The organism is Stenotrophomonas cyclobalanopsidis (assembly GCF_008710035.1).
GTDB lineage: Bacteria > Pseudomonadota > Gammaproteobacteria > Xanthomonadales > Xanthomonadaceae > Stenotrophomonas > Stenotrophomonas cyclobalanopsidis.
On sequence record NZ_VYKI01000016.1, the window covers coordinates 1 to 25,997 of the forward strand.

The 25,997-nt window shown below is 63.3% G+C and carries 20 protein-coding genes and 1 pseudogene; 12 read left to right on the forward strand and 9 right to left on the reverse strand.

What is annotated here, in order from left to right:
• Nucleotides 1-316: 316 nt before the first annotated feature.
• The 5 genes from FJU31_RS12775 to hglS all read left to right on the forward strand — a co-directional run bounded on the left by FJU31_RS12775 (nucleotide 317) and on the right by hglS (nucleotide 4,247).
• Nucleotides 317-688 (forward strand): hypothetical protein, encoded by a 372-nt coding sequence (locus FJU31_RS12775; RefSeq protein ID WP_150455083.1) that lies wholly within the window; start codon nucleotides 317-319, stop codon nucleotides 686-688.
• Between the two features lie 227 nt (nucleotides 689-915).
• The gene (locus FJU31_RS12780; RefSeq protein WP_108745792.1) at nucleotides 916-1,320 is read left to right on the forward strand and encodes an EF-hand domain-containing protein; all 405 of its coding nucleotides are present in this window, start codon (nucleotides 916-918) and stop codon (nucleotides 1,318-1,320) included.
• A 122-nt stretch (nucleotides 1,321-1,442) separates the two neighbouring features.
• Entirely contained in the window at nucleotides 1,443-2,195 is a 753-nt protein-coding gene (locus FJU31_RS12785; protein WP_150455084.1) for an HAD family hydrolase, read from the forward strand.
• A gap of 31 nt (nucleotides 2,196-2,226) precedes the next feature.
• Nucleotides 2,227-2,745, forward strand: a complete 519-nt coding sequence (locus FJU31_RS12790; protein ID WP_150455085.1) for a hypothetical protein — start codon at nucleotides 2,227-2,229, stop codon at nucleotides 2,743-2,745.
• Between the two features lie 137 nt (nucleotides 2,746-2,882).
• On the forward strand, nucleotides 2,883-4,247 hold the full coding sequence (gene hglS / locus FJU31_RS12795; protein WP_150455086.1) for a 2-oxoadipate dioxygenase/decarboxylase HglS: 1,365 nt from the start codon (nucleotides 2,883-2,885) through the stop codon (nucleotides 4,245-4,247).
• A gap of 49 nt (nucleotides 4,248-4,296) precedes the next feature.
• Here hglS and scpC read toward each other — a convergent pair whose 3' ends face one another.
• Nucleotides 4,297-5,811 carry a succinyl-CoA:acetate CoA-transferase ScpC gene (gene scpC / locus FJU31_RS12800; protein WP_150455087.1) on the reverse strand — a complete coding sequence of 505 codons (1,515 nt, stop codon included), beginning with the start codon at nucleotides 5,809-5,811 and terminating at the stop codon, nucleotides 4,297-4,299.
• Between the two features lie 394 nt (nucleotides 5,812-6,205).
• On the opposite strand from scpC, the gene glnE reads away from it, so the two are divergent.
• Nucleotides 6,206-9,001, forward strand: coding sequence for a bifunctional [glutamate--ammonia ligase]-adenylyl-L-tyrosine phosphorylase/[glutamate--ammonia-ligase] adenylyltransferase (gene glnE, locus FJU31_RS12805; RefSeq protein WP_150455088.1), 2,796 nt, complete (start codon nucleotides 6,206-6,208; stop codon nucleotides 8,999-9,001).
• Nucleotides 9,002-9,900: 899 nt separating this feature from the next.
• Here the strand turns inward: glnE and FJU31_RS12810 are convergent.
• The 3 genes from FJU31_RS12810 to FJU31_RS12820 all read right to left on the reverse strand — a co-directional run bounded on the left by FJU31_RS12810 (nucleotide 9,901) and on the right by FJU31_RS12820 (nucleotide 12,148).
• Entirely contained in the window at nucleotides 9,901-10,455 is a 555-nt protein-coding gene (locus tag FJU31_RS12810; RefSeq protein ID WP_150455089.1) for a queuosine precursor transporter, read from the reverse strand.
• An 83-nt stretch (nucleotides 10,456-10,538) separates the two neighbouring features.
• Complete coding sequence (locus tag FJU31_RS12815; protein ID WP_150455090.1) at nucleotides 10,539-11,030, reverse strand: hypothetical protein; 492 nt, start codon at nucleotides 11,028-11,030, stop codon at nucleotides 10,539-10,541.
• Between the two features lie 158 nt (nucleotides 11,031-11,188).
• Nucleotides 11,189-12,148, reverse strand: a complete 960-nt coding sequence (locus FJU31_RS12820; protein ID WP_150455091.1) for a mitochondrial fission ELM1 family protein — start codon at nucleotides 12,146-12,148, stop codon at nucleotides 11,189-11,191.
• Between the two features lie 125 nt (nucleotides 12,149-12,273).
• On the opposite strand from FJU31_RS12820, the gene FJU31_RS12825 reads away from it, so the two are divergent.
• Complete coding sequence (locus FJU31_RS12825; protein ID WP_150455092.1) at nucleotides 12,274-12,864, forward strand: malonic semialdehyde reductase; 591 nt, start codon at nucleotides 12,274-12,276, stop codon at nucleotides 12,862-12,864.
• Nucleotides 12,865-12,947: 83 nt separating this feature from the next.
• Nucleotides 12,948-13,655 (forward strand): YceI family protein, encoded by a 708-nt coding sequence (locus FJU31_RS12830; protein ID WP_150455093.1) that lies wholly within the window; start codon nucleotides 12,948-12,950, stop codon nucleotides 13,653-13,655.
• 453 nt (nucleotides 13,656-14,108) lie between these two features.
• On the opposite strand, the gene FJU31_RS12835 is transcribed toward FJU31_RS12830, so the two are convergent.
• The 4 genes and pseudogenes from FJU31_RS12835 to FJU31_RS12850 all read right to left on the reverse strand — a co-directional run bounded on the left by FJU31_RS12835 (nucleotide 14,109) and on the right by FJU31_RS12850 (nucleotide 16,455).
• On the reverse strand, nucleotides 14,109-14,510 hold the full coding sequence (locus tag FJU31_RS12835) for a hypothetical protein (RefSeq protein WP_108767534.1): 402 nt from the start codon (nucleotides 14,508-14,510) through the stop codon (nucleotides 14,109-14,111).
• Between the two features lie 255 nt (nucleotides 14,511-14,765).
• Nucleotides 14,766-14,906, reverse strand: a pseudogene (locus FJU31_RS12840) (SIP domain-containing protein); the annotation flags it as partial.
• A gap of 118 nt (nucleotides 14,907-15,024) precedes the next feature.
• On the reverse strand, nucleotides 15,025-15,822 hold the full coding sequence (locus FJU31_RS12845) for a siderophore-interacting protein (protein ID WP_150455094.1): 798 nt from the start codon (nucleotides 15,820-15,822) through the stop codon (nucleotides 15,025-15,027).
• 66 nt (nucleotides 15,823-15,888) lie between these two features.
• On the reverse strand, nucleotides 15,889-16,455 hold the full coding sequence (locus tag FJU31_RS12850) for a PadR family transcriptional regulator (protein ID WP_150455095.1): 567 nt from the start codon (nucleotides 16,453-16,455) through the stop codon (nucleotides 15,889-15,891).
• Nucleotides 16,456-17,031: 576 nt separating this feature from the next.
• Here FJU31_RS12850 and aceE point away from each other — a divergent pair.
• From aceE to FJU31_RS12870, 4 genes are all read left to right on the forward strand, one after another.
• Nucleotides 17,032-19,719 carry a pyruvate dehydrogenase (acetyl-transferring), homodimeric type gene (aceE, locus tag FJU31_RS12855; protein ID WP_150455096.1) on the forward strand — a complete coding sequence of 896 codons (2,688 nt, stop codon included), beginning with the start codon at nucleotides 17,032-17,034 and terminating at the stop codon, nucleotides 19,717-19,719.
• 93 nt (nucleotides 19,720-19,812) lie between these two features.
• The gene (locus tag FJU31_RS12860) at nucleotides 19,813-22,893 is read left to right on the forward strand and encodes an HD domain-containing protein (RefSeq protein ID WP_150455097.1); all 3,081 of its coding nucleotides are present in this window, start codon (nucleotides 19,813-19,815) and stop codon (nucleotides 22,891-22,893) included.
• Entirely contained in the window at nucleotides 22,866-23,363 is a 498-nt protein-coding gene (locus FJU31_RS12865) for a hypothetical protein (RefSeq protein WP_150455098.1), read from the forward strand. Before FJU31_RS12860 ends, FJU31_RS12865 begins: the two co-directional genes overlap by 28 nt.
• Before the next feature lie 395 nt (nucleotides 23,364-23,758).
• Nucleotides 23,759-24,646 (forward strand): HNH endonuclease, encoded by an 888-nt coding sequence (locus FJU31_RS12870; RefSeq protein ID WP_188115498.1) that lies wholly within the window; start codon nucleotides 23,759-23,761, stop codon nucleotides 24,644-24,646.
• Nucleotides 24,647-24,728: 82 nt separating this feature from the next.
• Here the strand turns inward: FJU31_RS12870 and FJU31_RS12875 are convergent, their stop codons facing one another.
• A complete protein-coding gene (locus FJU31_RS12875) occupies nucleotides 24,729-25,988 on the reverse strand; it encodes an IS256 family transposase (protein ID WP_150455100.1) in 1,260 nt (419 codons plus the stop codon).
• Nucleotides 25,989-25,997: the final 9 nt, after the last annotated feature.

A 25,997-nucleotide genomic window follows, 5' to 3' on the forward strand; every position in this document is an offset into this window, starting at 1 on the left:
GTGGGTCCGGTTGAGGGGGACGCTGCAAGTACGTCCATGTAAGCTCGGTCGCCGCATCCATGCGGCTCACGCCCCCTCAACCGGACCCACCCCGCCTTCGACAGTTTTCCGCGATCTGTCAGAGCGGCGTTCTGCTCTGGTGGCTGCCGGTTCGGCACCCACCAACAGCCACGTGAACCTCCCCTCCATCCCACGGAATGCTGCTCTGGCTTTTGACGTCAGGTTGCCGGCCAGCGGCCGGCACTACCGCAGATGCAGGGCTGCAAGCCCTGCCGATACCCTTACACTCACTACCGCCTCCCAACTGCCCACCTGCATGAACCTTCCGCTGCACTTCGGCCTGCTCGGCTCCCTCGAAGCCGGTGCCATCGCCCTGCTGGTCGGGCTGCTGGTGTACTTCCTCTGGCATCACCTGTGCCGCGGGTTGCGCTGGTCCATGGGCCATGCCATTGGCTGGGCCTGCGTGTTCTCCGTCGCCATCTCCGCCGGCATCGACATGTGGAAGCTGTTCTACATGGGCATCGTCCGCCTGGAATCGCCGCTGTATGCGCGCATCTTCCTCTCTACCATCCACGACCCCAACGAACTGGGAAGCCGTGTGGTGCTGGAAATCGCCGGCGCGCTCTCCGGTGTGGCGCTGGGATGGGTCCTGTTCAGTTCGCGGTCAGCCGCGCGAAACGTCGATTGACGCAGGTTTTTCGTTGCGTGCCGGTTAAATCCGGCCGCACTGAATGTGCATCTTATGGACCGCTCACTTTGCCCTAACCACCGCGCTAACCCATGCGCGATGGAGAGTGGTTAACCAGCTGTATGCACGCCGGTCGCGGCCCAAAATCGATTCAGAAACGCGGTGGCAGGGTAGGTGCCGTGCGGAGACAACACCCCGCGCTCCACCACCCCAAGGAGATCCACCTGATGACTATTCGCAACCGCAAGCCCCTGCTCGCCCTGATCGTTGCCGCCGGTAGTGTGCTGGCCGTCCCGGCCATGGCGCAGAGCGCCCAGCAGCAGGCAGCCCAGGCACAGAATCAGGCGGCGCAGGCCCAGCAGTCGGCTGCTCAGGCGGGCCAGGCGGCTGACCAGGCCTCCAGTGCGGCTGCTTCGGCGCAGGCACAGGCCAGTGGCGGCGGCCAGACCTGGGCCAGCATCGATACCGATGGCAACGGCACCATCAGCAAGTCCGAGGCGCAGGTGAACGCGGGCTTGGCCCAGGTGTTCGACCAGGCCGATACCAACAAGGACGGCGAGCTCAGCGCCGATGAGTACAAGGCCTTCGTGGCCGCCCAGCAGGCCGGGGCGGGTGCCGGCGGCGGCAACTGATCGCTGTTGAATGAAACCGGTTGATCGAATCCGGTTGTGTTCGGGGCAACCGGTGCATGGGGCCCGGGCGGCGAAGGCCGCCCGGGTTTTTGTTGCCCTCGCCACCCCTGTATCCTTGCCGCATGAACGCCTCCACGCCTGCGCGCTCGCGCGCCATCGGCCTGGTCGGTTTTGACGGTGACGACACGCTGTGGAAGAGCGAGGACTATTACCGCAAGGCCGAGCAGGACTACCTGGACCTGCTGTCGCGCTACGTCGACGTGCACGACACCCAGACCGCCCGCCACCTGCTGGAAGTGCAGCAGCGCAACCTGGCCGTGTTCGGCTACGGGGTGAAGGGCATGGTCCTGTCGATGATCGAAGCGGCCATCGACATCACCGGCCAGCGCATCGACGCCAAGGACATCCAGCGCATGCTGGATATCGGCCATGACACCCTGCGCCACCCGGTCGATCTGATCGACGGCGTGCGCGAATCGGTGGCGGCCATCGCCGAGCAGTACCCGGTGGTGCTGATCACCAAGGGCGATTTGTTTCACCAGGAGGCCAAGATCAAGGTGGCCAAGCTGCACGAGCTGTTCCCGCGCATCGAGATCGTCTCCGAGAAGGACCCGGAAACCTACGCCCGCGTGCTGTCCGAATTCGATCTGCCGATGCAGCAGTTCGTGATGGTGGGCAACTCGCTGCGCTCGGATATCGAGCCGGTGGTCACCCTCGGCGGCTGGGGCATCCACACCCCGTACGCGGTCACCTGGGCGCACGAAACCCAGCATGGCGTGGCCGACGACGAGCCGCGCATGGTCACCGCCGATACCGCCTGGGATTGGCCGGCCGCGCTGGCAGCGATCGAGGCCAAGGCTGCTGCAGGGGCCTGACAGGGCCCGGCGGCTGCGGCAGAATCGGGGCATGAACCGTTCCTCGACCCTGGTGCGCTCGACCCTGCTGCTGTCGCTCCTGCTGCTGGCGCCGGCCACCGTGCTGGCCCAGCAGACCGCCGAACGTTCGGCGGCCTACACGGTGGAAACCGGTGATCGCTGGTTGGATGCCCAGCTGCAGGACATCAACCACTACGCCGAGCGCTACCCCGATGCCTTCCTCGACGAGGTATCGCGCTACGCCAACGTGCCGCGCGGCTATGTCAGCGCGCTGTTCACCACCCATGGCTGGCAGGCCGGCGATATCTACTTTGCCTGCTTCTGGGCCAAGGCCAGCGGCCAGACCTGCCGCGACAGCGTGCGCGCCTTCAGCCAGAACCCGGAAGGGGGCTGGGAAGCGGTGGTCACGCGCATGCCGGTGAAACCGGACGGAGCAGTCGAGCAAGCTCGACTCTACAGATCGGTGCGCCACGCCATCGTGGCCAGCTACGAGCACTGGGACCGGCCGATCACCCTCGACGCCACCCTGAAGCGCCAGCTGAAGCGGTAGCGCCGGGCCATGCCCGGCGCGCGCGCCGCGCGGCCTGGGAGCCCGCCGGGCTGGGCCCGGCGCTACCGATGGTGTTCCCAGCGAGCGGCGGCGACAATACGGCTCTCGCCGTTCCCATTCCCGCATTCGAGTGACTGATGAGCGCCTCTTTCGTTTCGCCTGATGTGATCCGCCGCCTGTTCGCCCAGGCCATGTCCCGCATGTACCGCACCGAAGTGCCGCTGTACGGCACGCTGGTGGAACTGGTGGAGCGGATCAACGCGGAGGTGCTTGCGCAGGACCCGGCGCTGGACGCGCAGCTGCAGCGCAACGACGAACGCGCACGCCTGGACGAAGAACGCCACGGGGCCATCCGCGTCGGCACCCCGCAGGAACTGGCCACGCTGCGCCGCCTGTTCGCGGTCATGGGCATGTTCCCGGTGGCCTATTACGATCTGTCGGTGGCCGGCGTGCCGGTGCATTCCACCGCGTTCCGCCCGCTCACCGGCGCGGCCCTGGCGCAGAACCCGTTCCGCGTGTTCACCTCGCTGCTGCGCCTGGAGCTGATCGAAGACGAAGCGCTGCGCACCGAGTCCGCACGCATCCTTGAACGCCGCCGCATCTTCACCGAGGGCGCGCTGGCGCTGATCGACCAGGCCGAGCGTGACGGTGGCCTGTCGCAGGCCGATGCCGAGCGCTTCGTTGCCGAGGCGCTGGAAACCTTCCGCTGGCACGGCGATGCCACCGTCGACCTGCCCACCTACCACGCGCTGCACGATGCGCACCGGCTGGTGGCCGACGTGGTCAGCTTCCGCGGCCCGCACATCAACCACCTCACCCCGCGTACGCTCGATATCGACGCCGCGCAGGCGGCGATGATCGAGCACGGCATGGCCGCCAAGGCGGTGATCGAAGGCCCGCCGCGCCGCGCCTGCCCGATCCTGCTGCGGCAGACCAGCTTCAAGGCGCTGGAAGAGGCGGTGCATTTCCCCGGTGGCGAGGGCGGTGCCGCTGGCACGCATACCGCGCGCTTCGGCGAGATCGAGCAGCGCGGCCTAGCGCTGACCCCGAAGGGGCGCGCGCTGTACGACCAGCTGCTGGCGCAGGCGCGCGATGCCGGCGGCGCCGGCAGCACCGGTGGTGACTACGGCCAGCGCCTGCAGGCGGTGTTCGCCAGTTTCCCCGATGACCACGACACCCTGCGCCAGGAAGGGCTGGGCTACTACCGCTACCAGCTGACCGATGCCGGCCGCGCCGCGCCCGAGCGCGTGGCCGACCTGCCGGCCGAAGTGCTGGTGGCCGCCGGCCTGGCCACGGCCGACCCGATCGTCTACGAGGATTTCCTGCCGGTCAGCGCCGCGGGCATCTTCCAGTCCAACCTGGGCGGTGAAGAGCAGCGTGCCTATGCCGCACATGCCAACCGCGAAGCGTTCGAGCAGGCGATGGGCGTGGCGGTGAACGACGAGTTCGAGATCTACGAGCGGCTGCAGGCGGAATCGCTGGCGGCGCTGCGTATCGCGTGATGCGTGCCGTGTGGAGCCGAGCATGGGCTCGGCTCCCCGGAACCGGATCTCAGCCCTTCATCGTGCCGGTATCCAGCCAACGCTGGTGCCACGACAGCGCTTCCGGCAGCAGGTGCGGGGTGTGCTTGCCGTAGCTTTCGCGGCTGGCACGGTCGAAGTAATCCTGCAGCTGCGGGCGGAAATCCGGGTGTGCGCAGTTGTCGATCAGCACCTGCGCGCGCTTGCGCGGGGTCAGGCCACGCAGATCGGCCAGGCCCTGTTCGGTCACGATCACCGACACGTCGTGCTCGGTGTGGTCGACATGGCTCACCATCGGGGTGATGGCCGAGATCGTGCCGTTCTTCGCCGTGGACGGGCTGAGGAACGCCGACAGGAAACCATTGCGCGCGAAGTCGCCCGAACCGCCGATGCCGTTCATGATCCGCGTGCCCATCACGTGCGTCGAATTGACGTTGCCGTAGATGTCCACTTCGATCATGCCGTTCATGCCGATGCAGCCGAGGCGGCGCACCAGTTCGGGGTGGTTGGAGATTTCCTGCGTGCGCATGATGATGCGCTCGCGGTAGAAATCGATGTGCTCCTTGAACGTCTCGTTGGCCTGCGGGCTCAGCGCGAAGCCGGTGCATGAGGCATAGCTCAGCACGCCGTCGCGCAGCAGGTCGAGCATGCCGTCCTGGATCACCTCGGTGAACGCGGCCAGATCGCGGAAACCGCTCCTGGCCAGGCCGGCCAGCACCGCGTTGGGAATATTGCCCACGCCCGACTGCAGCGGCAGCAGGTTCGGCGGCAGGCGGCCCTTCTTCACTTCGTGCTGCAGGAACTCGATCAGGTGCGAAGCGATCTGCTCGCTGGTCGCATCGATCGGGCTGAACGGGCTGTTGCGGTCCGGGCCATTGGTGCGCACCACGGCCACGATCTTGTCCGGGTCGCAGCGCAGCGCGGTATCGCCGATGCGGTCGTTGGCATTGACCAGCGGAATCGGCTTGCGGTGCGGCGGCAGCGCGGTGCCGTAGTAGATGTCATGCATGCCGTCAACGCCGGCCGGCTGCCACTCGTTGACCTCGACGATGACCTTCCTGGCCAGGTCCAGCCAGGTCTTGTTGTTGCCCACCGAGGTGGAGGGCACCAGCGAGCCGTCCTCGCGGATGGCCGACACTTCGATCACCGCCGTGTCGATCTCGCCGTAGAAGCCGAACCAGACGTGCTGGGCGACGTGGCTGAGGTGGATGTCGATGTAATCCAGCTTGCCCTCGTTGATGCGGTTGCGCGCATCCGGGTCGCTCTGGAAGGGCATGCGCATGGCGATGCCATCGGCCTTGGCCAGCGCGCCATCGAGTTCCGGTGCGGTCGAGGCGCCGGTCATCAGCTTGATCTGGAAGGGCAGGCCCTGGGCGTGCACCGTCTCGATGCGGCGGGCAAGTTCGACGGGGACGGCCTTGGGGTAACCGGAGCCGGTGAAGCCGCTCATGGCGACGGTTTCACCGGGCTGGATCAGCGCGGCTGCGGCCTCGGCGGAGACCACGCGGTCACGGAGACGCGCGTTGGCGATGCGATCAACAGACATGACGACACGTGTTTCAGGGGGGAAGCCCGATTATCGGCCATCCCCCGCCGTACGGGGGCTGCGACCTTCGTGGAATGGCTTTTCCGTACGGCGGGCTACCATACCCACCAGTTCTGTTTTGCAGTGCAGCGTGCAATGTCCTTCCGCATTCCGCAGGATGGCCCTGCATCCCGACGTGGGGGAGGGAGCAGAGCCCGCTGGCAGTTCGCTGCAAGCGGGCTTTTTTATTGCCTGACGCCCAAGCTGAATAGGCCAGGCGGCATTGCCGGTAGAGTCGAGCTCGCTCGACTGCTCTGGAAAGGCCAGTCGAGCAAGCTCGACTCTACGCGTACCCCTGCCGGCCAGCGGCCGGCACTACCGGGTCGCGCCCCGGCCGGGTCGATACAATCAGGCCATGACCCTCGCCCCCGCCGCACTGCCCGCCATCCTGCAGCCCCTGGTCGACCGCGCGCTGGCGCGTTTGGCCCACGTCCTGCCCGAGCCCATCCCCGCCGCGCTGCAGGCGCCGCTGGCCCGTCTGGCGGTGGCCAGCGATTTCGCCCTGGACACCCTCGTGCGCCAGCCGGGGCTGCTGGCCCACCTGGCCCAGCCCGGCTGCCCGCCGCTGCCGGCCCCCGTGCTCGACCCGCAGCAGCCCAGCGACTGGCCGGCGCAGCTGCGGCGCTGGCGTGCGGCCATGTCCACCCGCCTGGTCTGGCGCGATCTGGCCGGCCTGGACGACGTACCGCAGACCCTGGCCGGCGCCACCACGCTCGCCGAGGACTGCCTGCGCCTGGCGCTGGATGCCCTGCAGCAGGAATTCGCCCAGCGCCACGGCGTCATCCGCGGTGACGACGGCCAGCCGATGCAGCTGGTGGTGTTCGGCCTCGGCAAGCTGGGCGGTGGCGAGCTCAACTTCAGTTCCGATATCGACCTGGTCTACGCCTACGCGCAGGGCGGCGAATCCGATGGCCCGCGCCCGCTGGCCGCCGAGGAATACTTCGCCCGCCTCGGCCAGCGCCTGGCCAAGCTGCTGGACGACACCACCGTCGATGGCTTCAGCCACCGCGTCGATCTGCGCCTGCGCCCGTTCGGCAGCGCCGGCCGCGTCGCGCTGTCGTTCGCGGCGATGGACCAGTACTTCCAGCGCGAGGGTCGCGACTGGGAGCGCTATGCCTGGCTGAAGGCGCGCGCGGTGGCCGGCGACATCGCCGCCGGTGAAGCGTGGCTGCAGACCCTGCGCCCGTTCGTCTACCGCCGCTATCTGGATTTCACCGCGCTGGATGGCCTGCGCGAGATGAAGGCGGCGATCACCGCCGAAGTCGCGCGCCGCGAGCTGCACGAAGACATCAAGCGCGGCGCCGGTGGCATCCGCGAAATCGAGTTCCTGTGCCAGGCGCTGCAGCTGATCCGCGCCGGACGTGAACCGGTGCTGCGCGAGCGGCGCCTGCTGGTCGCCCTGCCGGCGCTGGTCAACGCCGGCCAGATCGCACCCGACGATGGTGCCGCGCTGCGCGAGGCCTACCTGTTCCTGCGCCGTCTGGAAAACCGCCTGCAGATGCTGCGCGATGCACAGACCCACGTATTGCCCAGCGACCCGCTGGATCGCCAGCGCATCGCCCTCGGCCTGGGCTACACCGACTGGGATGAACTGCATGCGGCACTGAGCGTGCAGCAGCAGCGCGTCAGTACCGAATTCGCCGCGCTGCTGGCGCCGCGCAAGGGCCAGGCCGCGCCCGACGCGCTGGCCAGCTACTGGCGCAGCCTGCCCGAAGGCAGCAACGGCGAACTGCTGGCCGAAGCCGGTTTCCTCGATGCCAGCGGCGCCGATCAGTCGCTGCGCGATTTCGCCCAGAGCACCGGCGTGAAGTCGCTGTCCGATGCCGCGCGCGCGCGCCTGGACCGCGTGCTGCCGGCGCTGCTGCACGCCGCCACGCGCTCGCCGCAGCCCGATGGCGCACTCAAGCGTGTGCTCGGCCTGCTGCAGGCGGTGCTGCGCCGAACGAGTTACCTGGCGCTGCTGGACGAACAACCCAGCGCCCTGACGCGGCTGGTGGACGTGCTGGCGCGCAGCGCGCTGCTGGCCGAACGGCTGGCCGCCTACCCCCTGCTGCTGGACGAACTGCTGGACGTGCGCGTGTCCGGGCCGATGCCCGCATTCGACGGCATGCTGGCCGAATGCCAGCAGGTGCTGCCGGTGGAGGATCCCGAATCGCAGCTGCGCTGGCTCAACGAAACGCGACTTGCGCTGAGCTTCCGCATGGCGATGGCCACGCTGGATGGCCGCCAGGGTGCGGTGGACAGCACCCGTCAGTTGGCCGAGCTGGCGCAGGCGGTGGTCATCACCGTGCTCAAGCTGGCCGAGGCGGACATGCACGCCGCGCACGGCGTCGTGCCCGGCGGACGCTTCGCGATCATCGGTTACGGCAGCCTTGGCGGCCTGGAGCTGGGCTTCGGTTCCGATCTGGATCTGGTGTTCCTTCATGACCATCCCGCTGGCGTGGAAGCCAGCGATGGCGCCCGCCCGCTGGAACCGGGCCGCTGGTACGCGCGCCTGGCGCAGAAGGTGATGGCGCTGCTGGGCGCGGTCACCGCTGCCGGCCGCCTGTACGACATCGACGTGCGCCTGCGCCCGGATGGCGGCAAGGGCACGCTGGTGTCCTCGCTGGCCAGCTACACCGAATACCAGCGCGAACGTGCCTGGACCTGGGAGCACCAGGCGCTGGTGCGCGCGCGTGGCGTGGCCGGCGATGCCAGCCTGCTGGCCGACTTCGAACAGGTGCGCGCGCAGACCCTGGGCCGCGAACGCGACCACGCCACGCTGTATGCCGACGTGCTGAAGATGCGTGGGCGCATGCGCACCGAACTGGACCGCAGCGATGCCGCGCGGCTTGACTTGAAGCAGGGCGCCGGTGGCGTGGTCGATATGGAGTTTCTGCTGCAGACCGGCGTGCTGGCACGCAGCGCGCAGGTACCGGCGCTGCTGGAACCGCGCGACACGCCGTCGTTGATTGACGCGCTGGCGGTTGCCGGGTTCCTGCCTGAGGCCACTGCGCGCGCGTTGCACGGTGCGCATGCCACGCTGCTGGATGTGGGCCTGGCCTGCACGCTGGACCGCCGCCCGCGGTTGGCGCCGACGACACCGGCGATTGAAGAAGCGTGTGCCGCGATCAGCGCCGCGTGTGTGGCCGCCGAGCTGCCGTTTGGCTGACCCGCTTAAAGCGTGTCAACCAAGGTTGACACCTACCAGCCAGGGCAATGACCGCGCGGTTGACCCGCTTTGGTAGATGCCAACCTTGGTTGGCAGAGCAAAAGCGTGTCAACCAAGGTTGACACCTACCAGGGCAATATCCGGGCGCTGATCCGCTTTGGTAGATGCCAACCTTGGTTGGCAGAGCAAAAGCGTGTTAACCAAGGTTGACACCTACCAGGGCAATGACCGCGCGGTTGACCCGCTTTGGTAGATGCCAACCTTGGTTGGCAGAGCAAAAGCGTGTCAACCAAGGTTGACACCTACCAGGGCAATGACCGGGCGGTTGACCCGCTTTGATAGATGCCAACCTTGGTTGGCAGAGCAAAAGCGTGTCAACCAAGGTTGACACCTACCAGGGCAATGACCCGGCGGTTGACCTGCTTTGGTAGATGCCAACCTTGGTTGGCAGAGCGAAAGCGTGTCAACCAAGTTGACACCTACCAGGGCAATGACCGGGCGGCTGACCTGCTTTGGTAGATGCCAACCTTGGTTGGCAGAGCAAAAGCGTGTCAACCAAGGTTGACACCTACCAGGGCAATGACCCGGCGGTTGACCTGCTTTGGTAGATGCCAACCTTGGTTGGCAGAGCAAAAGCGTGTCAACCAAGGTTGACACCTACCAAGGCAATGACCGCGCGGTTGACCTGCTTTGGTAGATGCCAACCTTGGTTGGCAGAGCAAAAGCGTGTCAACCAAGGTTGACACCTACCAGGGCAATGACCGCGCGGTTGACCTGCTTTGGTAGATGCCAACCTTGGTTGGCAGAGCAAAAGCGTGTCAACCAAGGTTGACACCTACCAGGGCAATGACCGCGCGGTGACCTGCTTTGGTAGATGCCAACCTTGGTTGGCAGAGCACCTACCGGGCCAGCGGCGCCATCTTCCACAACAACGCGCGGAACGGGGCCAGCAGGCACACGCCGATGGCCAGCTTCACCGCCAGGTCGCCCGCCGCCCAGCTCACCCACGGCAGGGCCGAACCGGCAAATGCGATCGACCAGAAGAGGGTCGTATCCACCGTCGCGCTGCAGGTGGTGGCCACCATTGGTGCGCGCCACCAGCTGCCACGGCGCAGGCGGTCGAACACGGTGATGTCCAGCAGCTGGGCCACGATGAAGGCCGAGCACGAGGCGACCGCGATGCGCGGCGTCGCCACCCACACCGACAGCAGCACCGCCAGCAGGAAACCGATCCACGCCACGCGGCGGGCCGGGCCCGGGCCGAAGCGGCGGTTGATCAGGTTGCTCACCAGGAACGCCACCGGGTAGCTGAAGGCGCCCCAGGTCAGCCAGTCGTTGATCGGGTACTGCACCAGTACGTTGGACAGCAGCACCACCGCGCCCATGGCCAGCACTGCCAGCACGAGCGCGCGCGGGGTCAGCGGGGCAAACACAGGGTCAGGACGCACGAACATGGCGAGCCAGCGCAGACAAGGGAATCACCCATTATCCGCCCGCCCACCAGCAAAGCCAAAAACCGCCGTTCAGCGGGCCCGGCTCAGTAACCGCCCTGGGCCGGCGGATTGGGTGCGGGAATGTGGGTCAGCGGCCGGCCCTGCGGATCGCGGGCCATCAGGCCGTTGTGGCCGCCCGACGGGGTCGGGTCGAACTGCACAGTCTGGCCGACATGGAACAGCACCGACGGATCGCCCGCCTGGTTTGGCCAGCGGATGGCGGCGGTATTGCCCGGTTGTCCCGCCTGCTCCAGCAGCACTTCGCGCTCGCCATCCACGTTGGTGCCGATCGAGCGCACCTGCATCGGCGGCGGCACGCCATTGGATGCCGCCACCGGCGGCTGGCCGGGCTGCGGGTTGGCGGCGGCCGCATCGGCCTGCGCCATGGTCTGGGCCAGACCCGGGGAAACATCCATCGACACCGGCGGCTGCTGCGTGTCCACGAAGCGGTAGACGCGCCGCGCATCGGCAGGGCTGGCAGACAGCAGGCCGACGGCCAGGGCCAGGGCAATCGCAGTGCAGGGCAGGGTACGCATCGTCAATTCCTCCATGGAGCGACTGGGCCTTGGACAAGCCCGCGTGCCGATCATAGCGTTGCCGGTGTAAAGCATTGGTAGGGCCGGCCAGCGGCCATGAACTGTAGCGTCGAGCTTGCTCCACTGTACCGGGCAACAGCAGTCGAGCAAGCTCGACTCTACGCCAGGGTCAGGCGCGCGCTGACTTCCGCGGCTACCCGCGCTGTTTCGCGCAGCGGCTTGATGCGGTCGTGCTGCCAGTCCAGCCAGCGTGTCTGCAGCCGGCCGCGTTCGTGCAGCTGGCGCTGGAAGCGGGCCAGCCGTCCCTGCGCGGTGTCGGCCAGGGCCACCATCACCGGCAGGCGCGTGGCACTGGCTTCAGAAAGCAGGTTCACCGAATCGGGCGATACCACCACCCGGTTGGCCCAGCCCAGCAGGCCGGCATAGGGGTTCACGCCGTCGCCGCCATCGCCCCAGATCACGTGTGGCTGGTGCGCGAACGTCGCACGCAGGATCTCGGCCAGTGCCGGCGGCGTGCGTCGCGAGGTGGTGGCCAGCAGGCTGCCGCCTTCGCTGCGGATCTGTTCGGCCAGTGCCGTGAACACCGCCACCATCGCCGCCTCGTCCCACGGTGCCAGCGGCGTCGGCCCGCCCACCAGCAGCGCGGTGCGCGGGCCGGGCAGGGCACCGAAGTCGGCGAACGCGGCGCGGCCCAGCGCCAGCCAGTCATCGTCCACCGGGTTCAGGCTGCCGACCAGCGTGAGCACGTTGCTGCCACGCAGGGCATCGTGCTCGGGCACCACCACCAGGTCCCAATGGCGGGACGGCAGGCGCGGGTCGAGGATCTGCACCGTGCGACTGCCGCGTGCACGCAGCACGCGCAGCGCACCGGCGGCCTGGCGGCCACAGCCGATCGCCAGCGCAGGGGCCTGCGCGGCCAGTTCGGCGAAGTCGGGGCCGTAGCCGTTCACATCACCGGGCAGGCGCCGCGGTGACAGCCAGCGCCACGGCGCACGGGGCTGCAGGACCAGCGGTCGATGGGTGCCCTGGCGCAGCGCCGAGGCCAGCGCGATCGCCTGGCGGACATTGCCGGCACGGCCGTCAGTAACCGTCCACGGCGCGCTTGATCGTTTCACCATTGGCATTAATTCGTTTCAGCCCTGCTGGGTGTTGCAACAGTCGCGACACTCTACACTCCTGATCGTCCTTTCGCCCCGCGTCGCCCGCGGGCACTGACGCCCTTTTGCTGCCAGGAGAACCACCGATGTCCCACGCGCTCGACGCCGCTGCACTGGACCAGTTGTTCCGCACCGCCCGCACCCAGAACGACTTCCTCGACACGCCGGTGGAAGACGCCCAGCTGCACGCCCTGTACGAGCTGCTGAAGTGGGGCCCGACCGCCGCCAACGGCAGCCCGGCGCGCTTCGTGTTCGTGAAGTCGGCCGAGGCCAAAGCCAAGCTGGCCCCGGCGCTGTCCGAAGGCAACCACGACAAGACCCTGGCCGCACCGGTCACCGTCATTGTCGGCTTCGACGAGGATTTCCACGAGAAGTTGCCGTACCTGTTCCCGCACACCGATGCCAAGGCCTGGTTCGACGGCCCGCGTGAAGGCCGCCACGAAGGCGCGTTCCGCAATGGCAGCCTGCAGGGCGCCTACCTGATCCTGGCCGCACGCGCGCTGGGCCTGGATGCCGGCCCGATGTCCGGCTTCGACAATGCCAAGGTCGACGAAGCCTTCTTCGCCGGCACCCACATCAAGTCGAACTTCCTGGTCAACCTGGGTTACGGTGACCCCTCGGGCCTGTTCCCCCGTCTGCCGCGCCTGTCGTTCGACGAAGCGGCGCGCATCGCGTAAGTCGCTGTATCGGTTTCGGGCCGTCCCCTTGGCGGCCTCTGTTGCACCTTGTACCCACCCTACGATTCCGGAGAGTTCCTGAGATGAGCGCCACCCGTAAACTGCTGCTGCCGCTGGCCCTGACCCTGGCCATTGCCGCCTGCTCCAAGCCGGCCGACACCGCTGCCCCGGCGGCCGATGCTGCCGCCCCGGCCACCACCGAGCAGGCTGCCACCCCGGCCGCTGATGCCGCTGCGGCTGCCCCGGCTGCCGAAGCGATCCAGATCGCCTCGGGCACCTACAAGCTCGACCCGAGCCACACCGATGTGCTGGCCCAGTGGAGCCACTTCGGCTTCTCGCACCCGAGCGCGCACTTCGGCAACGCCGAAGGCACCCTGGTGTACAACGCCGAAGACGTGACCAAGTCCACCGTGGAAGTGAAGCTGCCGCTGAGCGGCCTGAACAGCTTCACCGCCAAGTTCGACGAACACCTGAAGAGCGCCGATTTCTTCGACGCCGCCAAGTTCGCCGATGCCACCTTCAAGAGCACCAAGGTTGAAGCCGCCGGCACCAACAAGCTGACCGTCACCGGCGACCTGACCATCAAGGGCATCACCAAGCCGGTCACCCTGGACGTCACCGTCAACGGCGGTGGCGAGCACCCGATGGCCAAGGTTCCGGCCGCTGGCTTCGATGCGACCACCACCCTGAAGCGCAGCGATTTCGGCGTCGGCGCCTACGCCCCGAACGTTAGCGATGAAGTGAACATCCGCATCACCACCGAAGCCACCGGTGAAAAGCCGGCAGCTTGATGTAACCCGCTCACTCGTCGTGAGAAGGCAGAAGGCCCGCTGAAAAGCGGGCCTTCTTTTTTGGGCGTGGGGGTGCGCGGGATTCCGCTTTCGGTGGGACCTGCGCGGGATCCCGCTATTGGTTGGGCCTGCGCGCGAACCCGCTTTCGGTTGGGCCTGCGCGGGAACCCGCTTTCGGTTTGGCCTGCGCGGGAACCCGCTATTGGTTGGGCCTGCGCGGGAACCCGCTTTCGGTAGAGTCGACTGTTAGTCGACTGCTCTTGGTGGGGGGCCAAAAACCCCGCGCTGCGCGCGATAGTCGACTAACAGTCGACTCTACCCCGTCGTAGTTTTTCCGGACGTCGTCGTCGTTCATCCCGACGCCGTCGTTGTTATCCCGAGCGCCGTCGACGTTCATCCCGACGCCGTTGTTGTTTTCCCGAACGCCGTCGTCGTTTTCCGAATCCAGCGGTTTCAGCGCTGCGCGATCAACCACGCGGCACAGGCTTCGCTCGGGCTCTGCTTGGCCTTTACGGTCATCCCGCTCACGCGCACAAACGTCTGCGCGGCCTGCGCCACCACGTTGCGGGCGATCAGGGCGGCCTGCTTGGTGGCGGCCTGCTGCTTGCGCAGCTGCACGATATGCACCGACGGGCGACCCACCGGGGCGTACTTCTGGTCGCGGCGCAGGATGTCGGCTACCTGGGCCACTTCGAATTCGGCCTGCAGATAACGGTGCTCGGCCTCCAACAGCTCGCGCAGCGGCGCGCGTGCGGCGGCCGGGTCGGCGAAGGCGGCCAGGGCGGTGTCGCAGGCCGCGTCATCGGCGAAACGGGTGCGCAGCTTGTCGATGCCGGCCAGGGTCAGTTTGCCCATGGAGGGCCTCACAGGTGCAGGAAAGGAGCGCGATTGTGGCAGAGAACGTTGCCGCGCGTTCCTGTAGAGCCGAGCCTGTGCTCGGCTTGCCTCGCCAGAAGCAGCCGAGCATGGGCTCGGCTCTACAGAAGGGGCAAGCCGAGCATGGGCTCGGCTCTACAGAAGGGGCAAGCCGAGCATGGGCTCGGCTCTACAGAAGGGGCAAGCCGAGCATGGGCTCGGCTCTACAGGGCACGGCACCCACCCCACGCGGTTTCAATCGCCGTCGGCTTCGTCCGGGTGGGCCTTCCAGTAACCGGTCGAGCGGATCCAGTCGCGTGGCACGCGCAGGTGGCCTTCGATGAACTTGCGCATCATCCGGGCGCGGCGCGATTCGGTGGCGATCCAGTAGAACGTTGCCGTGCGTTGCTGTAGAGCCGAGCCTGTGCTCGGCTTGCCTCGCCCAAAGCAGCCGAGCATGGGCTCGGCTCTACAGAAGGGACCAGCCGAGCATGGGCTCGGCTCTACAGCGGTTTCAATCGCCGTCGGCTTCGTCCGGGTGGGCCTTCCAGTAGCCGGTCGAGCGGATCCAGTCGCGCGGCACGCCCAGGTGGCCTTCGATGAACTTGCGCATCATCCGGGCGCGGCGCGATTCGGTGGCGATCCAGTAGAACGTGTCGCCGTCCGGGGCCTCGAAGTCGGTCAGCATGTCTTCCAGCAGCGTGCTGCTGGCCGCCGGGAAGCCGTTGCGCTCCAGCCAGTGGATGCGCACGTTCTCGTACTGCGGCAGGTCCTGGCGCTCGTCCTCGTCGCTTACTTCGATATACGCCTGCACCTGCGCGCCATCGGGCAGCACGTCCAGCCAGCGGGCGATGGCCGGCAGCGCGGTTTCATCGCCCATCAGCACGTAGGCGTCGTAGTCGTCGGCCACCACGAACGAGCCACGCGGGCCGCCGATGGACAACGGGTCGCCCGGCTGCGCGCGCTCGGCCCACGGTCCGGCAATGCCCTGGTCGTGCAGCACGAAGTCGATGGCCAGCTCGCCGGTCTCATGGTCCCACCAGCGCGGGGTGTAATCGCGCGCCACCGAGTGCTCCTTGCCCTCGGGGTAGCGCGGGCCTTCGGCGGTCATCACCGGCAGCACCATCTCGCCGCTGCTGTTGGGGAAGAACAGCTTGATGTGGTCGTCCGGGCCGGGCGAATCGAAGCCGGCCAGGTCGGCGCCGCCCAGCACCACGCGGCGCATGTGCGGGGTCACGGTCTCGGTGCGCAGCACGGTCAGGTGGCGGAAGCGCACATCCAGGCGCAGGCGCGAATTTTCATGTTGGGTCATTGCAGTACCTGTGCAGGTAAGCGCGCGGCATCGCGCGCGTGGAAGGGGTAAACGACCTGGCGGGATTCACTCTGGCTCGGTCGGGGTAACGCGGTAGGGCGCATCGGCCAGTGCACCGTTCAGCAGCGCCGAGGCGCGCGACAGCTGTTCGGCCACAGCTTCGGCCTCGCCGTCGCTCCAGCGGCCGTGGTGGCGCACCAGCGCCTGCTTGAACTCCCGCAGCGCGGCGGCCAGCGGTGGTGGCAGCGAGGCCTTGGTGATCTCGCGGGCACGGTCGAAGGCGCGGCGCTGGGCCAGCCGCACCTGGGTGCGCTGCACCTTCAGCTCGAACTCGCCGGCTGCGGTGATGCGGAACACCCGGCGGCCGTCCTCTTCTTCCGATGCCACCCAGCCGGTCTGCTCGAAGCTGGCCAGCAGCGGGTACATCGTGCCGGCGCTGGGCGTGTAGGCCTGCATGAACATGCCGCTGATGTGCTGGATCAGCTCGTAGCCGTGGCGTGGCTGTTCGCCGATCAGCGCCAGCACCAGCAGGCGCAGGTCGCCCCGGCTGAGCACGCGCGGCTGGCCGTTGCGGCGGGGCACGGCGGGCGCATCGTCTTCCTTGCGCGCCTTGGCAGTAGAGGTCCGGGCCATTTCGATATATCGGTAACGAGTGTGCAAACGATATATCGATAAGCCGCACCGGACAAGTACGGTTTCGGCCACACCGATGTGCGGATCGGGCCACGAGGGGCGCAAAGAAAGAACCCACCGCAAAGCTGCAGTGGGTTCTGGGCGAAGCAGCTGCGGCGCGAGGTGGCGGACGCCGCAGGGGAAGGGGCTGCCTGCGCCATGCAGCTTCCCGCCGCGTGCCGGAGCGTTCCAGAGGCAAGGGCGACATGTTGGCAGCGGTTCAGCGCCACCGCCCGGAATGCCCCTACAGCGGCGCAGGCCTTGCCCTACAACGGTCATCGCCAGCGGTAACACTGCGTCCTGCCGATGGGCCCTGCGGTGCAAACGCGTCGCAGGGCACGGGCGGCCGCCCATCGCAGGTGCCTGAAAAACTTCACTGTCCGGCACCGGGACAGCGCGGGACAGACCGTGCGGACACTGGCCGCCTGCCTCCATACGGCAGCGTAGCCAAACGACGCAAGCCCTTGGTGCGCTACACTTTGCGGTCTAGATATCTATACAACAGTCGCGCGCGTGCGTGCGGTAATGGGAGCGCTAATGAACTGGTTGAACGAAGTGCTGAACAACGACACCAATCCTGTGGAAACCCAGGAGTGGATCGAGTCGTTGAAGGCCGTCATTGATGTCGAGGGCCCCGAGCGCGCGCATCAGCTGCTGGAAGGCATGGTGGAACTGACCCGTCGTTCGGGTGCGTACCTGCCGTTCTCGCCCACTACCGAATACGTCAACACCATCGATCCGCAGCTGGAGGCCAAGAGCCCGGGCAACGCGGAACTGGAATGGCGCATCCGTTCGATCATCCGTTGGAACGCGATGGCCACCGTCGTGCGTGCCAACCGCAAGCCGGGCGACCTGGGCGGCCACATCGCCTCCTTCGCCTCCGGCGCCACCCTGTACGACGTGGGCTTCAACCACTTCTGGCGCGCCCCGAGCGACAGCCATCCGGGCGACCTGCTGTTCATCCAGGGCCACAGCGCCCCGGGCATCTACTCGCGTGCCTTCCTGGAAGGCCGCATCAATGAAGAGCAGCTCGACAAGTTCCGCATGGAAGTCGACGGCGGAGGCCTGTCGTCCTACCCGCACCCGTGGCTGATGCCGGACTTCTGGCAGACCCCCACCGTGTCGATGGGCCTGGGCCCGCTGGCCGCCATCTACCAGGCGCAGTTCATGCGCTACCTGGAAAACCGTGGCCTGATCGAGAAGTCCGACCGCAAGGTGTGGTGCTTCATCGGCGACGGTGAGAGCGACGAGCCGGAAACCCTGGGTGCCATCGCGCTGGCCGGCCGTGAAGGCCTGGACAACCTGATCTTCGTGGTGAACTGCAACCTGCAGCGCCTGGACGGCCCGGTGCGCGGCAACGGCAAGATCATCCAGGAACTGGAAGGCGTGTTCCGTGGCGGCGGCTGGAATGTCATCAAGCTGCTGTGGGGCGGTTACTGGGATGCCCTGCTGGCCAAGGACACCCATGGCGTCCTGAAGAAGCTGATGATGGAAACCGTCGACGGCGAATACCAGAACTGCAAGGCCTTCGGCGGCGCGTATACCCGCGAGCATTTCTTCGGCAAGTACCCGGAAACCGCTGCGATGGTCGCCGGCCTGTCCGACGACGACATCTGGCGCCTGAACCGTGGTGGCCACGACCCGCACAAGGTGTACGCCGCCTACCACCAGGCCGTGAACACCAAGGGCATGCCGACCGTCATCCTGGCCAAGACCGTGAAGGGTTACGGCATGGGCAGCGCCGGTGAGGCACTGAACCCGACCCACCAGACCAAGAAGCTGGACGACGAAGCGGTGCGCCACTTCCGCGACCGCTTCAACATTCCGGTGACCGACGCGCAGCTGGCCGATGGCCAGGTGCCGTTCTACCACCCGGGCCCGGATTCGCCGGAAGTGCAGTACCTGCAGGAGCGCCGCAGCGCCCTGGGCGGTTACCTGCCGCAGCGCCGCCGCAAGGCCGACAAGAGCTTCAACGCACCGAAGCTGGAAACCTACGAGCGCCTGCTGAAGAGCAGCGGCGAGCGCAGCTATTCCACCACCATGGCCTTCGTGCAGAGCCTCAACATCACCCTGCGCGACAAGGAACTGGGCCCGCACATCGTGCCGATCGTGGCCGACGAAGCCCGTACCTTCGGCATGGAAGGCCTGTTCCGCCAGATCGGCATCTACGCGCCGTTCGGCCAGAAGTACAAGCCGGTCGACGCCGACCAGCTGATGTTCTACCGCGAAGACCAGAGCGGCCAGGTGCTGCAGCAGGGCATCAGCGAGCCGGGCGCGATCAGCTCGTGGATGGCCGCCGGTACCAGCTACTCGGTCAGCAACGTGCCGATGCTGCCGTTCTACATCTACTACTCGATGTTCGGCTTCCAGCGCGTGGGCGACATTGCCTGGCAGGCCGCCGACATGCGTACCCGCGGCTTCCTGCTGGGTGGCACCGCCGGCCGCACCACGCTGAACGGTGAAGGCCTGCAGCACGAAGATGGCTTCAGCCACCTGGTGGCTGGCGGCATCCCGAACGTGCGCAGCTACGACCCGACCTTCGGCTTCGAAGTGACGGTGATCCTGCAGCACGGCACCAAGGCCATGATGGAAGACCAGGTAGACGAGTACTACTACCTGACCCTGATGAACGAAAACTACACCCACCCGGAAATGCCGGAAGGTGCAGCCGAAGGCATCGTGAAGGGCATGTACCTGCTGACCGACGCCGGCAAGCCGAAGAAGGGCGAGCTGCGCGTGCAGCTGCTGGGTTCGGGCACCATCCTCCGTGAAGTGATTGCCGCCGCCGAGCTGCTGGACAAGGACTTCGGCGTGACCGCCGACATCTGGTCCTGCCCGAGCTTCAACGAGCTGCGCCGCGATGGCTTCGATGCCGAGCGTGCCAACCGCTTCCACCCGGAAGGCGACCAGCGCAAGGCCTACGTGACCGAGCTGCTGGAAGGCCGCCAGGGCCCGGCGATTGCCGCCACCGACTACGTGCGTGCGTATGCGGACCAGATCCGCGCGTTCGTGCCGATGTCGTACACCGTGTTGGGTACGGATGGCTTCGGTCGTTCGGACACCCGTGCGAACCTGCGTCGCTTCTTCGAGGTTGACCGGTACTACATCGCGCATGCCGCGATTGCGGCGCTGGCTAAGGATGGGAAGATGACGGGTAAGGATGTGGCCCGGGCGATCAAGCAGTACAAGATTGATCCGGAGAAGGCTAACCCTGTTGGGGTTTAATTAGTGTTGTTATTCTAGAGATAGAACGAGACGGAGAGCGACTTTTCAGTCGCTCTCTGCTTATGGACGGTAGCAATCTAAATATGGAGATTTATGGACAATCTGACTCACGCTGAAAGGATGGCGATTGAGGCGACGCGACTCCCTGCATTTCCGATTAATGTTGACGAAATTAGAAAGAATGTAGAGCTTCTTCTGGGTGAGTTCGGTAGATACGGATTCTTCGACGAATACACGGATCATAGTTTTAAGCATGTGAGGGGAATGCTGGCTGCGCTGGACTGGGTCATCCCCGCGAGTGCTAAGCAACGTCTAACTCGAGGGGATTGGCTATTTCTGACCCTCGCGATCTACTTTCATGATTTGGGGCTTCTGATCAGTAGGGCGGAATACTCGCACAGAAATGAAGATGCTGAGTTCAGAAAGTTTGTGGAACTGCCGCCAATCCAGGGCAAGGAATTAGAGGAGTATAGAGCGAAGTTATCTCGACTTCCCTCCGAGCAGCAGGATCGGGTTAACTATCAAGAGTATGTTCGCTTCAACCACGGCAAAAGAGTGAAGGCGTGGATTGAGGGCGCCCTGCTAGATAATAATGATAATTCCGCTGAGATGCGGAAAGTGATTGCTGGGTTGATAGGCAAGCTGAGTAGCAGCGCCAGGGGGGATTTGGCAAGGCTTTGCAATAGCCACACCCAAGATGATATTGAGGACACCGAGAAGTATCGCCTGTTCAAACCTTACGGCCAATCGAAGGACGAGGCGGTAAACTTGCAGTATGTCGCAATCATTCTGCGTACGGTGGACCTGATTCATATCACGGAGGATCGCGCCCCTTCCGTACTGTACCAGTTGATTAGTCCCTCCGATCCGTTGAGTCAATTGGAATGGCAGCGACAGTCTGCGGTCGTTTCGGTGATTGCTGCCACTGCTCGGGATAAGGATGGGCAAGCAGATGCCAGTCTAGAATCCGACACCATTCAGGTGCACGCCCATTTCAGGGAATCTGGCGGATTCTTCGGTTTGACTAACTATCTTTCGTATGTGCGCTCTCAGCTTAGGGCGTCATATGATGCAAACAGAAAGTCTGCAAATCAGATTCCGGATGCTCCTCGCTTTCCATGGCGGGATGTCGATGATTCTCGTGTGGAAGCAGAAGGCTTCCTGACGCGAATTTTTGAATTCGAACTGGATCAGCAAAGGATTCTGGATCTTCTTACTGGGCACACTCTATACAACGACGCTAACGTTGTGCTTCGGGAACTTACTCAGAACGCTCTCGATGCAGTACGGCTGCAGGCAAATATAGAGGGAAAGAGTGCGCGAGAAATCGGCAAGATCTCCATTAATTGGAACTCCCGCGAACGCGTTCTCGAAATTATTGATAATGGTACTGGGATGACGCAAGAGGTCATAGAGCGGCACCTGTTGAAGGTCGGATCATCCAGGTATCAAGATGCAAGGTTTAGAGAAGAGTATCCAGAATTTTCTTCAATTAGTAGATTTGGTATTGGCGTACTGTCGGCCTTTATGGTTTCAGATAATGTCGAGATAACGACTTGTGCATTGTCGGAAGATCAGGCTAGAACGATCACGCTTAGATCAGTTCACGGAAAATACCTAATTAAACTGCATGACAAAATTAGGGATCGGTCTGAGATAGATGTCTATCCGCACGGTACGAGAGTGAGGCTGGGTATAAGGCCAACAGCTAAAATTGGAGACATAACACAGATAGCTCGCAGCTGGCTTGTGTTTCCTGCGTGCCAGGTCTCAGTGAAGATAGATTCAGATGAGGTTGTGAACATTGGCTACCTTAATCCAAAGGAGGCTCTTGAAGATCTTCTGAGGAGTCACTTCCAAGGTGGTTCTCGAGATTTTGAGGTAAAAGAGTGCTCTGCTCCAGGTGTGGATATGGCCTATTTAATGGTCAGAGATGAACTGTTCAAAGACTGGAGCTTTGTCTCCACGCCTGATTCGCGGATTCACATGTATAGCGATGAGCCTTACTCTCCCATTTCGACCTGTGTAGAGGGCGTGGCCGTTGACTTTAGTACTCCGGGATTCAATTCGAAAACCATAGTAGCAGTAGTTAACGCTACGGGAAAGAACGCACCAAAGACTAACGTTGCGCGTTCTGCGCTAGAGGATACTGAAGAGTACCGTGACATGCTAACAAAGGTGTACGGACTATACTCCCGCCACGTCTCTGATGAAGTTGAAAGGTTGTCAGGAACAACGGACTACTCAACATCCAGAGCAATTCAGCAGGCTCCGTTTATCCTATCTTCTCTGATTTCTAATGGCGATAGTGTCGTTCAGGCTGGGCTTCTCGATGAGCAGCTTTCGGCAGTCAAGATGTTGATTGGTGAAAAAGATGGAAAGCGAAGCGCCGTTTCAATATCTGACTTGGAAAGCATCGGAGAGTTTTGGCGTGTCGAGTCTCCGCTAATTAGTTCGGTCGAGCAATTTGTAAGAGAGTCTCCGAGAGACATCAGTGCAGAGTCCATCCTTGAGAGATTGCAGGATGCAAGCTATAGACTCCCCAATGGGTTGACAATATCTAGTGGCGGTAATTCTCCGTACATCGATAAGGCTGTGCGCAGGAAATTCGATCCGGTCGAAATAGTCGCCAATGTGAACCTAAGGCGGCTTAGCGTAAGGTGGGCGAAAATTACGAATGGACGCCGCTGGATGTCATCAGAGGAAATATACTCGACTGCGGCAAGAGTTGATCGGGCTTTCTGGGAGAGGTTTCATATAAGTAGGAGAGAGATGGGCGGTGGGAGATCTGAATCCATACAAATTTCCATCCCGCTGCAAGAGGTGATTGTTAGCGGAATGGATGGATTTGGAGCTGTTCAGCTAGGTCGAGAAACTTTCCTTAGTCCCGAGGACTCAGTCGCGATTTTCCTTCGAGCGCAGTGTTCAATAATGGACGATCTTCAGGTTCGCCGCCTTTGCGTGTACGTCCATCTTATGGAGCTCTTTTATGCGCACTACCAGTCTTTTGATAGTGCCTATTTGAGTTCAAACCTCACTAGGGTGATGTCTACCTTTGGGATGGATATGGGTACAGAGATTATTGACGTTTCCGCATTTGCTGAGGCTATCTCCGGATCAACGATTAGATATTTCGATCCGTACGCTTGGCGGAGAAGATTGGAGGAGGCGTGATGGAGGAGGGTGCATCTAAACAGGCCTACTTAGCTAGGCGTCATGAGTATGTCCTGAAGCGGCGAGAGGCTTTGAATCAGAATACTTTCAAAATTTTCTCTACCCTTCAAGGAGTGTTGGTCTTACTTTTCACTGGTCAGTTTTATGTAATTCGTGATGTAACTAGCGGCGCGCTCACTCCTCAATTGGCCTTTTCCGCCACTATTATCATTGGTTCAACGGCGGCATTCTCGATAATTGCTTATGTTCTAATGGCGATAGGTGGAATGCTCGCTTGGGTTAATTACCGAAAGGAAGAGCAGGATATTGAGGGGCAGATCGGCGTGCCACCTAGAGCGATGCCGCGCTTTAAGGATGTTCTAAAGTGGTACGAATTTTATCTTCTTGTTCTTGTTCTACTTTTTTCTGTTGGCATATACTTTGTATACGCCAGTTATTTAATGCCATTGGTTCTTGAGAAAGTTAGTTGATTAATTGGCGTGTGGCCGCCCTGAATTGGGCGGCCAGTTTCAGTTGCATGATCTGCATTATATGATCAGCTGTCTATTAATCGTGGGTCACTTCGTATAGCTGACTGTGGGCAGTTAATTCGCGCCTCAGTTCATCGAGCCGGAGAAGCTTTTCGTGCCCTACGACTGGTTGAAAGAAGAGGATTGGCCAGCAGAAACCCGGCGAGGAAGCGTTGGTGCTGGCGATGCTATGTATACAGTTCGGACGTGAACTCCAAAGGCATGGAGGTCCTTGCTCACCTGCAAATTCTGCAAAAGCGTGCCGTTTACGACATCGAAAGGTACCATTCTGTCTCCTGGCCGATAGGCCACACGAATCAATTGAGACAGGGGAAGCAAGGATGGCGTACTGGTGGGTGAACCAGAAGCAGACGTTTGATCGGGCTGTTAAGGCGGGTTACCTGTGGTCACCGAAGACCAACGTGAAGGGCGACGCGAACCCCTTCTATGAGCACATGACTCAAGTACAGCCAGGTGATGTGGTCTTTGCATTTGCCAACACCCGCATTCAGGCCATCGCGATCGCCAACGGTGCGCATTACGCGAAAGATCGCCCCGAGGACTTTAAGGCGACGGACAACAAGTGGCGCAATGATGGTTGGGCCGTACCGGTCGACTATCACCTAGTGGATGTACCACTGAAGGTGAGCGACCACATGGAACAGATTGGGCCGCACCTCCCAGGGAAGTACTCACCACTAAAGGCGGACGGTAAGGCCAATCAGGCCTACCTGTTCCCTGTGCCAGAAACGATGGCTGTAGTGCTGCTTGGGCTGCTCAATGTCGATATCGATGACCTCGGTGACTGGCAAGACGAGGTGCCGCTCAAGAAGCTTAAAGAAGATAGGAACATTGGCGAGACCGAGAAGGCACAGCTAATCATGGCCAGAAAGGGCCAAGGCATCTACCGAAAGAAGTTGAGCGATATTGAGAAGGCTTGCCGTGTTACGGGTACAAGCGACGCCAAGTTCTTGATCGCCAGCCATATCAAGCCATGGGCGAAGAGCGAGAACGCTGAGCGTCTAGACGGCAACAATGGACTGCTGTTGGCTCCCCACATCGATCGACTTTTCGACCGTGGCTACATCTCCTTTGAGGACGATGGCGGGCTTATTCTGAGCAAGCAACTGCCGGAGGCGGTGCGGTTGAAGTGGGATGTTACCCAGAAGGCTCCGCAAGTGCCGTTCTCGGCCGCGCAAGTCCAGTACCTCAACTACCATCGGGCCGAGCTACTGCGTAAGTAGGCAGGAATCACCGACAGCAGGCATCCGCCTAATCGTGGATGCCTGAGAGTGTCCGATTTTTTGTGTTCGGGCGATGGGGCGCTCAGAACTTTAAACGGTCGAATCGCTCCTTGTAGCGTATCGAGAATTGACCCATGGCTTCCTTCCAGCCGTGGCTGGTTCCGCGCCATCTGTTGGTGATGTTGCGTATTCCCAGCCAGATCAGCTTCATGGCGGCATCGTCGTTGGGGAAGTGCCCCCGCGTCTTGATGACCTTTCGCAGCTGTGCGTTGATGCTTTCGATGGCGTTGGTGGTGTAAATCACCCGCCGGATGGGTGGAGTAAAGGCAAAGAATGGGATCACGCGGTCCCATGCTCGCCGCCAGGCCTGTGCCACCATCGGGTAGCGCTTGCCGAGCTGGCTTTCCTCGAAATCGGCCAGCGCGTGCTCAGCACCTTCCAGCGTGGCGGCCTGGCACACCGGCTTCAGGGCCATCGCCAGCGACTTTCGGTCCTTCCAGTTGGCAAAGTCCAAGCTGTTGCGGATCAGATGCACGATGCAGGTCTGCAACGTCGTTTCCGGATAGACCGCAGCAAGCGCCTCGGGCATGCCTTTAAGGCCGTCGGTTACCGCGATCAGGATGTCCTCTACGCCCCGTGTCTTGAGGTCGCTGAACACCTTCATCCAGAATTTGGCGCCTTCGGTGGTTTCAATCCAGATGCCCAGGATGTCCCGGCTGCCATCGGCCTGCACGCCCAGCGCCAGATACACCGCCTTGTTGCGTACCACGCCCTCGTCCCGGATTTTGACCCGCAGTGCGTCAAAGAAGATCACCGGATACATCTGCTCCAGTGGGCGCTGCTGCCACTGCATGACCTCCTGCAGCACTTCATCGGTGACCGAGCTGATGAAATCGGCTGAGACATCCGTACCGTACTGCTCAGACAGGAACGCGCGGATGTCGCGAACACTCATCCCGCGGGCGTACATGGCAATGATCTTGTCGTCAAAACCGGTGAAGCGACGCTCGTGCTTGGGCACCAGAATCGGCTGGAAGCTGGCCAGACGGTCACGCGGAACATCCAGTTGAACCGGGCCGTCGCTGGTCAACACCGTCTTCTTGCTGGTGCCATTGCGCTGATTGCCGGTCTCGTCTGGACGCTCCTCGCCAGAACCGTAGCCCAGGTGCTGGCTCAGTTCCGCGCCAAGCGCTCGCTCTATCAACGCCTTCTTCAGGGCCCCGGTCATCTCCTCGATCTGCCCAGCGGTCATCACGCCGGTAGGCAGCAGTTCCAGCACTTCCTTCGGCAGCTTGGGGAAGACCCCGGCAGACGCCTTAACTGTCTTCTTCTTGGTTGGCATAACTGTTCC

Coding starts and splice junctions, on each gene's coding strand:
- FJU31_RS12775 (WP_150455083.1), top strand. CDS start 317: ATGAACCTTCCGCTGCACTTCGGCCTGCTCGGCTCCCTCGAAGCCGGT.
- FJU31_RS12780 (WP_108745792.1), top strand. CDS start 916: ATGACTATTCGCAACCGCAAGCCCCTGCTCGCCCTGATCGTTGCCGCC.
- FJU31_RS12785 (WP_150455084.1), top strand. CDS start 1,443: ATGAACGCCTCCACGCCTGCGCGCTCGCGCGCCATCGGCCTGGTCGGT.
- FJU31_RS12790 (WP_150455085.1), top strand. CDS start 2,227: ATGAACCGTTCCTCGACCCTGGTGCGCTCGACCCTGCTGCTGTCGCTC.
- hglS (WP_150455086.1), top strand. CDS start 2,883: ATGAGCGCCTCTTTCGTTTCGCCTGATGTGATCCGCCGCCTGTTCGCC.
- scpC (WP_150455087.1), bottom strand. CDS start 5,811: ATGTCTGTTGATCGCATCGCCAACGCGCGTCTCCGTGACCGCGTGGTC.
- glnE (WP_150455088.1), top strand. CDS start 6,206: ATGACCCTCGCCCCCGCCGCACTGCCCGCCATCCTGCAGCCCCTGGTC.
- FJU31_RS12810 (WP_150455089.1), bottom strand. CDS start 10,455: ATGTTCGTGCGTCCTGACCCTGTGTTTGCCCCGCTGACCCCGCGCGCG.
- FJU31_RS12815 (WP_150455090.1), bottom strand. CDS start 11,030: ATGCGTACCCTGCCCTGCACTGCGATTGCCCTGGCCCTGGCCGTCGGC.
- FJU31_RS12820 (WP_150455091.1), bottom strand. CDS start 12,148: ATGGTGAAACGATCAAGCGCGCCGTGGACGGTTACTGACGGCCGTGCC.
- FJU31_RS12825 (WP_150455092.1), top strand. CDS start 12,274: ATGTCCCACGCGCTCGACGCCGCTGCACTGGACCAGTTGTTCCGCACC.
- FJU31_RS12830 (WP_150455093.1), top strand. CDS start 12,948: ATGAGCGCCACCCGTAAACTGCTGCTGCCGCTGGCCCTGACCCTGGCC.
- FJU31_RS12835 (WP_108767534.1), bottom strand. CDS start 14,510: ATGGGCAAACTGACCCTGGCCGGCATCGACAAGCTGCGCACCCGTTTC.
- FJU31_RS12845 (WP_150455094.1), bottom strand. CDS start 15,822: ATGACCCAACATGAAAATTCGCGCCTGCGCCTGGATGTGCGCTTCCGC.
- FJU31_RS12850 (WP_150455095.1), bottom strand. CDS start 16,455: ATGGCCCGGACCTCTACTGCCAAGGCGCGCAAGGAAGACGATGCGCCC.
- aceE (WP_150455096.1), top strand. CDS start 17,032: ATGAACTGGTTGAACGAAGTGCTGAACAACGACACCAATCCTGTGGAA.
- FJU31_RS12860 (WP_150455097.1), top strand. CDS start 19,813: ATGGACAATCTGACTCACGCTGAAAGGATGGCGATTGAGGCGACGCGA.
- FJU31_RS12875 (WP_150455100.1), bottom strand. CDS start 25,988: ATGCCAACCAAGAAGAAGACAGTTAAGGCGTCTGCCGGGGTCTTCCCC.